General features: G+C 61.2%; 14 protein-coding genes. 10 read left to right on the top strand and 4 right to left on the bottom strand.

Annotated elements, in window-relative coordinates:
• Nucleotides 1-48 precede the first annotated feature (48 nt).
• Entirely contained in the window at nucleotides 49-450 is a 402-nt protein-coding gene (locus ACIOVD_RS05190; RefSeq protein WP_095167490.1) for a type II toxin-antitoxin system HicB family antitoxin, read from the bottom strand.
• Nucleotides 451-506: 56 nt separating this feature from the next.
• Complete coding sequence (locus ACIOVD_RS05195) at nucleotides 507-689, bottom strand: type II toxin-antitoxin system HicA family toxin (protein ID WP_182343081.1); 183 nt, start codon at nucleotides 687-689, stop codon at nucleotides 507-509.
• Nucleotides 690-984: 295 nt separating this feature from the next.
• Here ACIOVD_RS05195 and ACIOVD_RS05200 point away from each other — a divergent pair, with 295 nt between their 5' ends.
• On the top strand, nucleotides 985-1242 hold the full coding sequence (locus ACIOVD_RS05200; RefSeq protein ID WP_401126470.1) for a hypothetical protein: 258 nt from the start codon (nucleotides 985-987) through the stop codon (nucleotides 1240-1242).
• Nucleotides 1243-1257: 15 nt separating this feature from the next.
• Here ACIOVD_RS05200 and betT read toward each other — a convergent pair whose 3' ends face one another.
• Together betT and epsC are read right to left on the bottom strand one after the other, a co-directional pair.
• Nucleotides 1258-3219, bottom strand: coding sequence for a choline transporter BetT (gene betT, locus ACIOVD_RS05205; RefSeq protein ID WP_162530218.1), 1962 nt, complete (start codon nucleotides 3217-3219; stop codon nucleotides 1258-1260).
• A gap of 466 nt (nucleotides 3220-3685) precedes the next feature.
• Nucleotides 3686-4612: a serine O-acetyltransferase EpsC gene (gene epsC, locus ACIOVD_RS05210; protein WP_095167496.1), complete on the bottom strand. Its 927-nt coding sequence runs from the start codon at nucleotides 4610-4612 to the stop codon at nucleotides 3686-3688.
• Between the two features lie 192 nt (nucleotides 4613-4804).
• On the opposite strand from epsC, the gene ACIOVD_RS05215 reads away from it, so the two are divergent.
• The 9 genes from ACIOVD_RS05215 (at nucleotide 4805) to ACIOVD_RS05255 (ending at nucleotide 14405) form a co-directional block, all read left to right on the top strand.
• Nucleotides 4805-5800, top strand: coding sequence for a D-cysteine desulfhydrase (locus ACIOVD_RS05215; protein WP_401126473.1), 996 nt, complete (start codon nucleotides 4805-4807; stop codon nucleotides 5798-5800).
• A 254-nt stretch (nucleotides 5801-6054) separates the two neighbouring features.
• Complete coding sequence (gene tcyJ, locus ACIOVD_RS05220; protein WP_095167499.1) at nucleotides 6055-6849, top strand: cystine ABC transporter substrate-binding protein; 795 nt, start codon at nucleotides 6055-6057, stop codon at nucleotides 6847-6849.
• Nucleotides 6849-7514 carry a cystine ABC transporter permease gene (tcyL, locus tag ACIOVD_RS05225; RefSeq protein WP_095167500.1) on the top strand — a complete coding sequence of 222 codons (666 nt, stop codon included), beginning with the start codon at nucleotides 6849-6851 and terminating at the stop codon, nucleotides 7512-7514. The genes tcyJ and tcyL overlap by 1 nt, the downstream gene beginning before the upstream one ends.
• Before the next feature lie 4 nt (nucleotides 7515-7518).
• On the top strand, nucleotides 7519-8265 hold the full coding sequence (gene tcyN / locus ACIOVD_RS05230; RefSeq protein ID WP_095167502.1) for an L-cystine ABC transporter ATP-binding protein TcyN: 747 nt from the start codon (nucleotides 7519-7521) through the stop codon (nucleotides 8263-8265).
• A gap of 469 nt (nucleotides 8266-8734) precedes the next feature.
• Nucleotides 8735-9511 (top strand): hypothetical protein, encoded by a 777-nt coding sequence (locus ACIOVD_RS05235; RefSeq protein WP_401126476.1) that lies wholly within the window; start codon nucleotides 8735-8737, stop codon nucleotides 9509-9511.
• Between the two features lie 175 nt (nucleotides 9512-9686).
• Nucleotides 9687-10928 (top strand): SfnB family sulfur acquisition oxidoreductase, encoded by a 1242-nt coding sequence (locus tag ACIOVD_RS05240; protein WP_095167503.1) that lies wholly within the window; start codon nucleotides 9687-9689, stop codon nucleotides 10926-10928.
• A 24-nt stretch (nucleotides 10929-10952) separates the two neighbouring features.
• Nucleotides 10953-12146, top strand: a complete 1194-nt coding sequence (locus ACIOVD_RS05245; protein ID WP_401126478.1) for an SfnB family sulfur acquisition oxidoreductase — start codon at nucleotides 10953-10955, stop codon at nucleotides 12144-12146.
• A complete protein-coding gene (locus ACIOVD_RS05250) occupies nucleotides 12146-13513 on the top strand; it encodes an LLM class flavin-dependent oxidoreductase (RefSeq protein WP_401126480.1) in 1368 nt (455 codons plus the stop codon). Before ACIOVD_RS05245 ends, ACIOVD_RS05250 begins: the two co-directional genes overlap by 1 nt.
• 82 nt (nucleotides 13514-13595) lie before the next feature.
• Entirely contained in the window at nucleotides 13596-14405 is an 810-nt protein-coding gene (locus tag ACIOVD_RS05255; RefSeq protein WP_095167508.1) for a MetQ/NlpA family ABC transporter substrate-binding protein, read from the top strand.
• The last annotated feature ends 1 nt before the right edge of the window (nucleotide 14406 follow it).

A 14406-nucleotide genomic window follows, 5' to 3' on the forward strand; every position in this document is an offset into this window, starting at 1 on the left:
CGACATGGGCCGGCAACGATCGGCTGTTTGCTCAGGCCGGCCCAGCGTTTAAACCGATAACTCACGTAACGCCGCCGCGGCCAAAAAACCGGAACGCGAGCTGTAGCGCTGATCGCGCCTCACGGTCTGGTCGATGCGCTCAAGCAACTGCTCCGGCAACGTTGCGTTAAACCGCACTGATTTGCCGAAATACGGGGTCACGTCAAATTCCACCACCGCCCAAATCCCACCCGCGTAATCCGGGTTCTGGAAGTGTTGGTCAATTTCATGCACCTGAGGTAACGGATCGCCATCGGCGACCAGCCCTTCGTAATGCAGCGCCAGTGCCTCTTTGACGTTATCCAACGCCTGCGCAACCGTCTCACCCGCGGAGAAACAACCGCCGACATCCGGGATAATCACGCCGTAATCGGAGTCGGGATCCTTGTGTAGCACGACTGGGAATTTCATGGAGATAGCCCCTTCCAATCCGCCCTCATCGGGACTTTTATCGATAGATTGCGGGTTCATTTAAGGCCCGCCTGTTTCAAAATACTGTTAATTGTTCCCTTGGGCAGATCCGCGTCAGGGTGCTTGATCGTCACTCTCCCTGGTTTGCGCGGATGTTTGTATTGATGGTGGCTGCCTTTAGTTGCCACCCAATACCAACCGTCCTCTTCGATCATCCTGATCATTTCTCGACTGCGCATCACCTTTGCCCTTTGTCATCAGCGTCGATGACAACGGTACACGGCAGGCATACAATTCAATACACACGATACACACTAGGATATAAAACAGCCGGCCGCAAACCAGCGATTGTTTTCCAGACCACCGGCTAACGCGCCTGTGCAAACACCTCAGCCAACCCATCGACAAATACCCGAACCCGTGGCGCCATGTGTCGGTTGTGCGGGCACTGGATCAGGCTGGCGACACGCAGGTCTAAACCGCATTTGGACGAAGCACGCCTATGCTCGATAGGACGCACAGGAGTGTACGACCATGCACAGCACCATCATCATCACCTTCGGCCTGGCCCTGCTGGCGCTGATGTTGTTCATCGGCCAGCAGCTAGGCTTCAGCCCACAGACCCTGACCTACAGTTTTGTCGTGCTGTGGCTGGCGCTGTCGACAATCAACGGCGCCATCGGCGTGATGGTTGGCGGGCAGTCAGTGATCCATGAGTTGATGGTGGGGTTCATGGTGTTTGCCGTGCCGGTGGCTGCCCTGGTGTTGTTCATGACCATGAGCAACACCTGAGCAGCCCGGCCCCGATCAACGCACCAGGTGCAGGAACTGCATGTGGCGCTCGTACTGGTCGAGGATGTCGTTGATGATCTGCTCCTTGGTGTAGCCCATCAGGTCGTAGTCCTGACTGCCCTCGCTCAAGTGCACTTCGGCGCGGTAGTAACGGCGGTTGCGCAGCTCCTTGGGGCCCATGCCGCCACGGGCGAACGACGGCGTGAAGTAGCCGCGCATCTGCACCTGGTAGATGAACGGGTGCTGGTCGCCGTGACCGATTTCCAGGCTGACGCTGTCGTTGGCCGGGTCCGGCTGTGCAACCACGTTCACCCCCTTCTCGACGAACACCGCCGTCACTTCCTCGATCGCCGGACGCACCGTGGTCTCGAGGAAGCGATACACCTCATCGCGGGACGGGAAGTGCACGGCCTGGCTCAAGCGCTGGCGCCAGCCGCCCTTGCCACGGCGCGAGGTCGAGACCGGGGCCAAGGAGTGCATCTGCGCGATCTTCTTCTGCGACTCGAGATAGAAGGCCTTGTGCAGCCCCCACATCATCAACAGCAAAATCATCGAGAACGGCAGCGAGGTCAGGACCACCGCCGACTTCAACGAGTCGATGCTGCCGGCGAACAACAGCGCACTGGTCACCAACGCGGTCATCGCCCCCCAGAACACCCGCAGCCATTTCGGCCCGTCTTCATCGGCATTGCCGCCCTTGGCCGACAGCGTCGAGAGCACCACAGTGCCGGAGTCGGCCGAGGTGACAAAGAACACGAAGCTGATGAACACCGTCACGGCGATCACCGTCTTGCTCCACGGGTAGGTTTCCAGCAGCAGGTACAGGGTCATCGACGGGTTGTCGATGGCCGACATGCCGAGCGCGCTCATGCCGTGGTTGAGTACCTGGTCGATGGCGCTGTTGCCGAAGATCGACATCCACGCCAGGGTGAAGCCCAGCGGAATCAGCAACACCCCGAAGACAAACTCACGGATGGTCCGGCCACGGGAAATCCGCGCAATGAACAGCCCGACAAAGGGCGACCATGCAATCCACCAGGCCCAATAGAACACCGTCCAGCCGCCCAGCCAGTCGCTGGGCTTGTCGTAGGCGTAGAGGTCAAAACTCTTCATCGGCAAGGCGCCCAGATAGTCGCCAAGGTTCTGGATCAAGGTATTGAGCAGGTGCTGGGTGGGGCCGGCAAACAGCACGAACAGCAACAGCGCGCAGGCCAGCAGCATGTTGATGTCGGACATCACCCGCACGCCCTTATCCACACCCGCGACGGCGACGATAATCGCCGCGCCCATCATCAAGGTGATCAGCCCGACCTGGACCCACTGGGTGTGCGCGACGCCGAACAGGTAATCGAGGCCGGAGTTGAGGTGCAGTACGCCAAAGCCCATGTCCGCGCCCAGGCCAAATACCGTGGCGATAATGCCAAAACCATCCACCGCGTAGCCGATCGGGCCGTTGATGCGCTTGCCGATCAGCGGGTACAGCGCCGAACGCAGGGCCAGCGGCAGGTTGTGCCGGTAGGCGAAGTACGCCAGGGCCATGCCGACAAAGGCGAACACCCCCCAGCCGTGCAGGCCCCAGTGCAGGAACAGAATCTGCATCGCCTGGCGCGCCGCATCGGCCGTGCCGGCTTCGCCCTGGGGCGGTAGCGACAGATGCGTCAGGGGTTCGGAAACGCAGAAGAAGAACAGCGTGATACTGATGCCGGCGGCGAACAGCATGCCGGCCCAGGACAGGTAACTGAATTCGGGCTCGTCGTGGTCGGCACCGAGCTTGATCTTGCCGTAGCCAGACAAGGCGGTGACCACCACGAAGACCAGATACAGGGTCATTGCCAGCATGTAGTACCAGCCGACCGTGTTGGCCGCCCAGTTTTGTGCTGCCAGGAGCCAGGCACCGGACTGCTGCGGGAAGGCGATGACCACCAGGCCGAACAGCAGGATGAAACTCGCCGCGAAATAAAACACCGGCGGATTCATGCGGATTTGACCGCTGGGAGGGGTAGCGGATGCACTCATGGACAGTGCACCTTCTGTGGGTAAAGCGTGGCTGTAAATTTCGGACTCAGCAAAGGCAAGCCTCCTGTTGTGAGCGGGCAGCGAACCACCGGTTTAACTTGAATGAACGTTCAAGTTAAACATGGATAGGGCACTAAGGACTAATTCCAAGGCTCGGCGGTACTCTCGTACGCTAGCTCAAGGAAGGGTATGACGTGAGGTTGAACGGAATCGTTCAACGGATATTTAGCAAATGGCCAGCCACCATTTACCAGGTCTCACAAGCCCTGTGGGAGCGGGCTTGCCCGCGATGGCGGTGGGTCAGGCGCCTTCGATGTTGAATATGCTCGCGATGGCGGTGGGTCAGGGGTAAGGGCGCAACCCTAAGCCGCCATCACCGCAGCAACGGATCCACCCCCCAAACCCAGGATCAAAAGACTCCGCAGGCTTACTTCTGCGTCCCATCATCATGCTGCAGATTGGCCTGGGTCAGGTTGCTCCCTGGCGGTACGCTGCGGGTCAGCCAGACGTTGCCGCCGATGCTCGAGCCCTTGCCGATGGTGATCCGTCCGAGGATGGTCGCACCGGCGTAGATCACCACATCGTCCTCGACGATCGGGTGACGCGCATGCCCCTTCTGCAACTGACCGTCCTCGTCCGCCGGGAAGCGCTTGGCGCCCAGGGTCACAGCCTGATAGATGCGCACGCGCTCGCCGATGATCGCGGTCTCGCCGATCACCACGCCCGTGCCATGGTCGATGAAGAAGCTGCGGCCGATCTGCGCGCCCGGGTGGATGTCGATGCCGGTGGCCGAGTGGGCAATTTCCGAGCTGATCCGCGCCAGCAACGGCAGGCCGGCTCGGTACAGGTGGTGCGCCAGGCGATGGTGAATCACCGCCAGGATCCCCGGGTAGCAGAGCAATACCTCATCGACGCTGCGGGCTGCCGGATCGCCGTGATAGGCGGCGAGCACGTCGGAGTCCAACAGGCCGCGCAACTCGGGCAAGGCCAGGGCGAAATCCTGGATCAGGCTGATGGCCCGTGCCTCGACCTCGGTATCGACCTGGGCGGTTTGCCTGGCGACATAGCGCAACTCCAGTCGCGCCTGACCCAGCAGGGCATTCAAGGCCACGTCCAGAGTGTGCCCGACGTAGAAGTCCTCGCTCTCCTCACGCAAGTCCACCGGCCCCAGGCGCATCGGGAACAAGGCGCCACAGAGGGCTTCGAGAATCTCCGCCATCGCTGCGCGCGATGGCAGCTCGCGACCACCCTGCTCACCGCTGCTGCGACCATTTTGCGCACGCCACTGGTCACGGGCTACGCGCAGTTGGCTGACGATGGTCTGTAATTGCCAATGGCTGGAACGCTCACTCACGGTCAAAACTCCTCGCACGCAGCGGCCCCATACCAGGCCGCCTGAATGGCAGTCACTTTACGGTATGGTCACAAACCGCAATTAAGAACGAATTGTGCGAGCCTTAGCACTTTTAGGAATATGCGATTGGCGGTTGCCCGGGTAAAACGGCCTGCCTATAGTCCAGACACCTCCTACTACCCGTGCGGACCCATGATCAAACAACAGCTTGCTCGCTTTCACCGACTGGATCTTCTCGTCAACGCCACCCCCTTGGAAAAGCTCGAGCGGCTGTCGACCTGGCTGGGGCGCGAGGTCTACGTCAAGCGTGACGATCTGACGCCGCTGGCCATGGGTGGCAACAAGCTGCGCAAACTCGAATACCTGGCCGCCGACGCACTGGCCCAGGGCGCCGACACCCTGATCACCGCCGGGGCCATCCAGTCCAACCATGTGCGCCAGACTGCGGCAATTGCCGCAAAGCTCGGTCTGGGCTGCGTCGCCCTGCTGGAAAACCCGATCGGCACGGATGACAGTAACTACCTGGGCAACGGCAACCGCCTGCTGCTGGACCTGTTCGATGCCAAGGTCGAGCTAGTGGACAACCTCGACAACGCCGACCAACAGTTGCAAGCCCTGGCGGAGCGCCTGCGCAGCAGCGGCAAGCAGCCGTACCTGGTGCCAATTGGCGGCTCCAATGCCTTAGGCGCGCTGGGGTATGTACGGGCGGGGCTGGAACTGGCCGAACAGATCAAGGACACCGGCCTGCAATTTGCGGCCGTGGTCCTGGCCTCGGGCAGTGCCGGCACCCATAGCGGCCTGGCGCTGGCATTGAGTGAAGTGCTACCGGAACTACCGGTGATCGGGGTCACCGTCTCGCGCACCGATGAAGACCAGCGCCCCAAGGTCCAGGGCCTGGCCGAACGCACCGCCGAACTGCTGGGGATCCAACTGCCGGCGAGTTTCAAGGTACAACTGTGGGACGAGTACTTCGCCCCCCGCTATGGCGAGCCGAGCGCCGGTACCCTGGCTGCGGTCAAGCTGCTGGCGAGCCAGGACGGCCTGTTGCTCGACCCGGTCTACACCGGCAAGGCCATGGCCGGACTGCTCGATGGCATTGGCCGGCAGCGTTTCGACAATGGTCCTATCCTGTTCCTGCACACTGGCGGCGCCCCGGCACTGTTTGCCTACGCTGCATCGTTCGCCTGAAGCCAATCCACGTCATGTAGGAGCGAGCTTGCTCGCGATAGCGCCCTAAAGCACTCCACGACATCCACCAAATAACCACAAAAGGAATAACAAACTCACTTTTTATTATTTTCAAGTCTAAAAATCCCGCCCTATAGTCTCGCCGCAGGCGCAATTGCCGCGAGACGCATACGCTGCTTCTAGGGCAGGATGTGGAATTCCCGATTTTGCCTGCTTCATAAAAAACGTCTTCATAAAAAACACAGGGGCTTGTCATGAATTTTTCCGCATTTCGTCGAAATCTGCTGGTGGGCTCGCTGGGCCTGGTACTTGGTGCCGGTCTGTTGGGGCAAGCGGTAGCCGGTGAGCAACTGCAAAAGATCAAGGACGCGGGCGTGATCAACGTCGGCCTGGAAGGCACCTACCCACCGTTCAGTTTTGTCGATGCCGACGGCAAGCTGGCAGGTTTCGAAGTCGAATTTTCCGAAGCCCTGGCCAAGGAGCTGGGGGTCAAGGTCAAACTGCAACCGACCAAGTGGGACGGCATCCTCGCCGCCCTGGAGTCCAAGCGCCTGGATGCGGTCGTCAACCAGGTAACCATCTCTGAAGAGCGCAAGAAGAAGTACGACTTCTCCGAGCCCTACACCGTCTCCGGGATTCAGGCCCTGGTACTGACCAAGAACAAGGACAGCATCAAGTCCGCCGCCGACCTGGCTGGCAAGAAAGTCGGGGTGGGCCTGGGCACGAACTACGAGCAGTGGGTGAAGGCCAATGTGCCGACCGCTGACATCCGCACCTACGAAGATGACCCAACCAAGTTCCAGGATCTGCGTGTCGGGCGCATCGACGCCATTCTGATCGACCGCCTCGCCGCGCTGGAATACGCCAAGAAAGCCAAGGACACCACCGCTGCCGGTGAAGCGTTCTCTCGTCAGGAAGCCGGTATCGCCCTGCGCAAAGGCGAGCCTGAGCTGCTGGCCGCAGTGAACAAGGCGATCGACAAGCTGCGTGCCGACGGTACGCTGAAGAAGCTTTCGGAAAAATACTTCAACGCTGACGTCACTCAGTAATGGGCGAGGCTTTCCAACTCGCGCTGGACTCCGCGCCCTTTCTGCTCAAGGGCGCGTACTACACCGTCATCCTCAGCCTTGGCGGGATGTTTTTCGGCCTGCTGCTGGGCTTCGGCCTGGCCTTGATGCGCCTGTCGCGCTTCAAGCTGGTGAGCTGGATCGCGCGCATTTATGTGTCGTTCTTTCGCGGCACGCCGTTGCTGGTGCAGCTGTTCGTGATCTATTACGGTTTGCCGCAATTGGGCGTCGAGCTTGATCCGCTGCCGGCGGCCTTGATCGGCTTCTCGCTGAACATGGCCGCCTATGCCTGCGAAATCCTGCGCGCCGCCATCAGTTCGATCGAACGGGGCCAATGGGAAGCCGCGGCCAGTATCGGCATGACCCGTGCGCAGACCCTGCGCCGGGCCATCCTGCCGCAAGCCGCGCGCACCGCATTGCCGCCCCTGGGCAACAGCTTCATCTCGCTGGTCAAGGACACCGCGCTGGCCGCGACCATCCAGGTGCCGGAGCTGTTCCGCCAGGCACAGCTGATTACCGCCCGCACCTTCGAAATTTTCACCATGTATCTTGCCGCCGCGCTGATCTACTGGGTTCTGGCCACGGTGCTGTCGCACCTGCAGAACAAGTTGGAAGAGCGGGTCAATCGGCACGACCAGGAGTCCTGACCCAATGATTGTCGTGGAAAAACTGACAAAGCAGTTCAAGGGTCAAGTAGTGCTCAATGGCATCGACCTGGAGGTCAAGGAAGGCGAGGTGGTCGCCATCATCGGCCCCAGCGGCTCGGGCAAGACTACCTTCCTGCGCTGCCTGAACTTTCTCGAAGAGCCGAGCAGTGGCCGGATCAAGGTCGGCGACATCGAGATCGATGGTAGCCGCCCGCTGAACCAGCAGCAGGGCCTGGTGCGCCAATTGCGCCAGCACGTGGGCTTCGTGTTCCAGAACTTCAACCTGTTCCCGCACCGCACGGCGCTGGAAAACGTCACCGAAGGGCCACTGGTGGTCAAGAAGATTCCCAGGGAGGAGGCCCTGGCACTGGGCCGCAAACTCCTGGCCAAGGTCGGCCTGGCGGGCAAGGAAGATGCCTACCCGCGCCGACTCTCCGGCGGCCAGCAACAGCGCGTGGCGATCGCCAGGGCGCTGGCCATGGAGCCGGAAGTGATCCTCTTCGACGAACCAACCTCCGCGCTGGATCCGGAACTGGTCGGTGAAGTGCTGGCGACCATTCGTGGCCTGGCGGAAGAAAAACGCACTATGGTCATAGTCACCCACGAAATGGGCTTTGCACGCGACGTGGCCAACCGCGTGGTGTTTTTCGACAAGGGCGTGATCGTCGAACAAGGCGAAGCCAAGGCCTTGTTTGCCAACCCCAAGGAAGAGCGTACCCGACAGTTTCTCAGCAAGTTTCTTAACGCCTGAAGTTTCGCGCAACCCGCAACTTCCCATTTGCAACAGTCACTTTCCACGGAAGGAAGTGGCGCCTGTTAAAAACAATAACTCCCCCCTGGTATTTATCCCTACGCGCACACGGAATAAATAGATACGTCCTCCCCTTTCCTCCGGCGGCGTACCTTGGCCCAGGCTCTGCGTCTCGCCGTCCCGAAAATAGCCTTCTTTATAGTTCTATAGCTTTGATCATCCGAGAAAAACCCCAATCACCTGTACGCTGGAAACGCCTCCAAGGTAGGACATTTCTGATTGACCAAGGATCACCAACTTCCCAACTTTGATCTATTGACACCCTATCAGGCGCGCTCTTATCTAGACGCCAATTAACTGCACACCGGCATTAACCAATCGGCTATCACTTGAACTCGACACCCTGAATCAATGTGAACTAACGCAACTTCGAAACGGACTTCGCTGCGGTATTTCAAGGAGAACACGCATGACCTGTCTGCGGAACAAAGTAGAACTGACGGCTCCGCGCCTGGCGCAATCGTCGGGATCCGCCATTAACGGTGTCTCAGCGGCTCATCTGCTGATCGAGATTGCCCCCTACGCCAGCATGGAAGAAGGCGACCTGATCGAGCTGTTCTGGGACACCTGCTATGTCGCCTCCAAGGTCCTGGAAGCCGCGGATATCGGCCAGCCCATCCACCTACGGGTGCCCGAGAGCTTTATCCGCAACGGCAGGTCCGGTATCCACTATCGGGTCATGCAAGTCGGCCAGGACCCGGCGCGCTCAGCGACCAAGCGAGTGCAGGTCAAGCTCGACTGCCCCGGCGGGCAACCACACAGCCAGTGCGCCGATGAAAACCAGGGGCTGGCGCCCTTGGGCATTCCAGAGATGATCCGCAAGCATGGGGTCAACCCGAACCAGATGAAACGCGGCGTGCCGCTGACCATCGAGCCTTACCTGAACATGGCCACCGCCGATGCAATCACCCTGCGCTGGGGCGATGTGCGCCTGGACCTGCCCAAGGTCAAGCCCGGCGAGGTCGGCAAGCCGATCAACCTGTGGGTGCCACCGGCAGTGATTCTCGAGGCCGGAGAGGACAGTCGCCTGGAAGTGACCTACTGCATTCTCGATCGGGTGGGCAACAACTCACGCTGGGCGCCGGCGCGCCTGTTGCGAATCGGCGGCTGCCCACCCGGCGCCAGGCTGCCAGCCGACCCTGAGGCAACAGCGCACGGACCTTCTATGTATATTCCTAAAAGTTAGTTTATTAATTTTTTATACGCGATTAGGGTATATGCACCGGACCACCGGACATTCTTGATTCTGATTTCGCCGCACGACGCGGCTTATCCATGAGATGTGAGGTAGGTATGGTCCGGAACACAATCACCCCAGTGCAGATCGCCAGGGCATTGCGTGCAGCCAAGGAGTGGCAGTGATGTCCAGTCTGGCCGAAGCAAACATCCAGAGCGATCTGGACATCGCCCCGCCGCTGCTGCCCGCACAGGTGCTCGGCAATGACGCACAAGCCCTCGAAGCTGCCCACGAACTCGCGGCTGTCGCCCGCCAGCAAGCCGCGCGCCGCGATCAGCAACGCAAATTGCCCTGGGCGGAAATCGAGCAGTTCACCCGCAGCGGCCTGGGCAGTATCGCCATTGGCAAAGCCTTTGGTGGCCCACAGGTTTCCTACGTCACCCTGGCTGAAGTCTTCGCGATCATTTCCGCGGCAGACCCGGCACTGGGGCAAATTCCGCAGAACCAGTTCGGCATCCTCAACCTGCTGCAACATGTGGCCAGCGAGCCGCAGAAACAGCAGTTGTTCCAGAGCGTGCTCAACGGTTCGCGCATCGGCAATGCCGGCCCGGAACGGGGCAACAAGAACACCCTGGAACTCAAGGCCCGTATCACCGCCCAAGGCGATGGTTGGGTGCTCAATGGCCAGAAGTTCTACTCCACCGGTGCCCTCTTCGCACACTGGATCGCGGTCAAGGCGCTCAACGACGACGGCAAGCAGGTGATGGCGTTTATCCGTCGTGGCACCCCGGGACTGCGGGTGGTGGACGACTGGTCGGGGTTTGGCCAGCGCACCACTGCCAGCGGCACCGTATTGCTCAACAACGTGCGGGTCGACGCCGACCTGGTGGTGGAAAACTGGCGGCTCAACGAGCGCCCGAATATCCAGGGTGCCGTCTCCCAACTGATCCAGGCCGCCATCGACGCCGGCATTGCTCGCGGCGCCCTCGACGACGCCATTGAATTTGTACGCACCCGCGCCCGGCCGTGGATCGATGCCAAGGTCGACCGCGCCAGTGATGACCTGTACGTGATTGCCGACATCGGCAAACTGAAGATCGAACTGCACGCCGCCGAAGCGCTGCTGCGCAAGGCCGGCAAGGTGCTGGATCAGGTCAGCGCGGCACCGGTCACTGCCGCTTCCGCCGCCCGCGCCTCGATTGCCGTCGCCGAGGCCAAGGTGCTGACCACCGAGATCTCGTTGCTCGCCAGCGAAAAGCTCTTCGAGCTGGCCGGCAGCCGCGCCACCCTCGCCGAATTCAACCTCGATCGTCACTGGCGCAATGCGCGCGTGCACACCCTGCACGACCCGGTGCGCTGGAAGTACCACGCCGTTGGCGACTACCGCCTCAACGGCACCTTGCCGAACCGGCATTCCTGGATCTGACCGACCAGACATCTGGAGATTTACATGACGTTTTCCCATTCCGTCGCGGTCATTACCAGCGATGAACAAGCCCTTATTGTCGCCAGCGACCTGGCCGAAGACTTGCGCCGCGACAGCGCCCTGCGCGACCGTGAACGTCGCCTGCCTTATCCGGAGCTGGAAGTGTTTTCGCGCTCGGGCCTGTGGGGCATCAGCGTCCCCCGCGAATATGGCGGCGCCGGGGTGTCCAACGTCACCCTGGCCAAGGTCATCGCCCTGATCGCCCAGGCTGATGGTTCCCTGGGGCAGATTCCGCAGAACCATTTTTATGCCCTCGAAGTCCTGCGGGTGAACGGCAGCGAGGCGCAGAAAACACGCCTGTACGCCGAAGTGCTCGCCGGCCAGCGTTTCGGCAATGCCCTGGCGGAACTGGGGACCAAGACCGCCCATGACCGGGTCACCCGCCTGACCCAGGATGGCCAGGGCTACCGCATCAACGGCCGCAAGTTCTACGCCACCGGCGCCATCTACGCCCAGCGCATTCCCACCTCAGTGGTTGATGACCATGGCGTCCAGCAACTGGCCTTCGTGCCCCGCGATAGCCAAGGCCTGACGGTGATCGACGACTGGAGCGGCTTCGGCCAACGCACCACAGGCAGCGGCTCGGTGGTGTTCGAGGACGTCTATGTGTCTGCCGACGACCTGGTGCCGTTTCAAAGCGCCTTCGAGCGTCCGACCCCGGTCGGCCCGCTGGCGCAGATTCTCCACGCCGCCATCGACACCGGTATCGCCCGCGCCGCCTACGAAGACGCGCTGCACTTCGTGCGGACCAAGACCCGCCCGTGGATCGACTCCGGCAACGACCAGGCCACCCAAGACCCGCTTACACTGAAAAGCTTCGGTCACCTGAGCATCCGCCTGCACGCCACCGAAGCGCTGTTGGAACGTGCCGGTGAATTCCTCGACCAGGCTCAGCGCGACACCAACGCAGACACCGTGGCAGCCGCCTCGATTGCCGTGGCCGAAGCCCGCGCCATCAGCAGCGAAATCTCCCTGGCCGCCGGCAGCACCCTGTTTGAGCTCGCCGGTAGCCAGGCGACGCTGGCCGAGCATGGCCTGGACCGGCACTGGCGCAACGCCCGCGTGCATACCTTGCATGACCCGGTGCGCTGGAAATACCACGCGGTGGGCAACTACTACCTCAATGATGAAAACCCGCCGCTGCGAGGGACCATCTGATGAGCAGCCCCGTGCACGCGAAGAAAAAAATCCTCCTCAATGCCTTCAACATGAACTGCATCGGGCACATCAATCACGGCCTGTGGACCCATCCACGAGACAACTCGACCCAGTACAAGAGCGTCGAGTACTGGACTGAGCTGGCGCAGCTGCTGGAGCGCGGGCTATTCGACGGTTTGTTCATCGCCGACATCGTCGGTGTCTATGACGTGTACCAGGGTTCGGTGGACGTACCGCTCAAGGAGTCGATCCAGTTGCCGGTCAACGACCCACTGCTGCTGGTTTCGGCCATGGCCGCGGTGACCCGTAACCTCGGCTTCGGCCTCACCGCCAACCTCACCTATGAACCGCCGTACCTGTTCGCCCGGCGCATGTCGACCCTCGACCACCTGAGCCGTGGGCGGGTGGGCTGGAACATTGTCACCGGCTACCTCGACAGCGCCGCCAAGGCCATGGGCCTGAGCGAGCAGGTCGAACATGACCGGCGTTACGACCAGGCCGACGAGTACCTGCAGGTGCTGTACAAGCTCTGGGAGGGCAGCTGGGAGGCGGACGCGGTACTCAACGACCCCCAGCAGCGCATCTACGCCCAGCCGGGCAAAGTGCACAAGGTCGAGCACCACGGCGAGTTCTATCAGGTCGAGGGTTATCACCTGTGCGAACCCTCGCCGCAACGCACCCCGGTGCTGTTCCAGGCCGGCAGTTCGAGTCGCGGCCTGCAATTCGCCGGGCAACACGCCGAGTGCGTGTTCATCAGTGGCCAGAACAAAACCTCGACCAAGGCCCAGGTCGACAAGGTGCGCGCCAGCGCCGTCAGCGCCGGGCGCAAGCCAGACGACATCAAGGTATTCATGGGTTTGAACGTGATTGTCGGAGCCAGCGAAGAGGCCGCCTGGGCCAAGCACGCCGAGTACCTGAGCTACGCCAGCGCCGAAGCTGGAGTGGCGCATTTTTCCGCCTCCACTGGCATCGATTTCTCCCAGTACGGATTGGACGAGCCTATCCAGTACGTGAAAAGCAACGCCATCCAATCCGCCACCCAGCACCTGAAAAACAACGACTGGACCCGGCGCAAACTGCTCGATCAGCACGCCCTGGGCGGTCGCTACATCACCCTCGTCGGTTCACCCGAACAGGTGGCGGACGAGCTGGAGTCGTGGATCGCCGAAACCGGCCTGGACGGCTTCAACCTGACCCGCATCGTCACCCCGGAAAGCTATGTGGATTTCATCGAGCTGGTGATTCCCGAGTTGCAGCGCCGTGGTTCGTACAAGACCGCGTATGACCAGGGCACCTTGCGCGAGAAGCTGTTTCAAGGGGCCGCGCAATTACCCGAACAGCACACCGGTTCGACGTTTCGCCGCTGACCGGTCCCACGAACCATTGTGGGAGCGAGCCTGCTCGCGAAGAGCCTCCCAAACAACCCAACTCTATGACTGGAAACCCATCATGAAAAACACCTTGTTCACCCACCCAGTCAAAGCACTGGCACTGGCCCTCGGCCTTTTCAGCTCCGTGACCTTCGCCGCCGACGCGCCGCTGAAGGTCGGCACCACCGCCGCCTTCGCCATTCCCCTGGAGGCCGCGGTCGAGGAGGCCGGCAAGCAAGGCCTGAAAGTCGAGCTGGTGGAGTTCAGCGACTGGATCGCACCCAACGTCAGCCTGGCCTCGGGCGACATCGACGTGAACTACTTCCAGCACATCCCCTTCCTGGAAAACGCCAAGGCCGCCGCCGGCTTCGACCTGGTGCCGTTCGCCCCGGGGATCATCAACAACGTCGGCCTGTATTCGAAGAAATACAAAAGTTTCGCCGAGCTGCCCGAAGGCGCCAGCGTGGCCATCGCCAACGACCCGATCAACAGCGGTCGCGGCCTGCAACTGCTGGCCAAGGCCGGCTTGATCACGCTCAAGGATGGGGTGGGCTACAAGGCCACCGAAGACGACATCGTCGCCAACCCGAAGCAGATCAAAATCCTCCAGGTCGAAGCCGTGCAACTGGTGCGCGCCTATGACGACGCCGACCTGGTGCAGGGGTACCCAGCCTACATTCGCCTGGCCAAGACATTCGACGCCGGCTCCGCGCTGCTGTTCGACGGTCTCGACCACAAGGAATACGTGATCCAGTTCGTGATCCAGCCCAACAGCAAAACCGACCCTCGGTTGATCAAGTTCGTCGACATCTACCAGCATTCGCCCGCCGTTCGCGCTGCCCTGGATAAAGCCCACGGCAAGCTCTACCAAGCCGGCTGGGAAAGCTGAG

Source organism: Pseudomonas sp. NPDC087626 (assembly GCF_044743405.1).
GTDB lineage: Bacteria > Pseudomonadota > Gammaproteobacteria > Pseudomonadales > Pseudomonadaceae > Aquipseudomonas.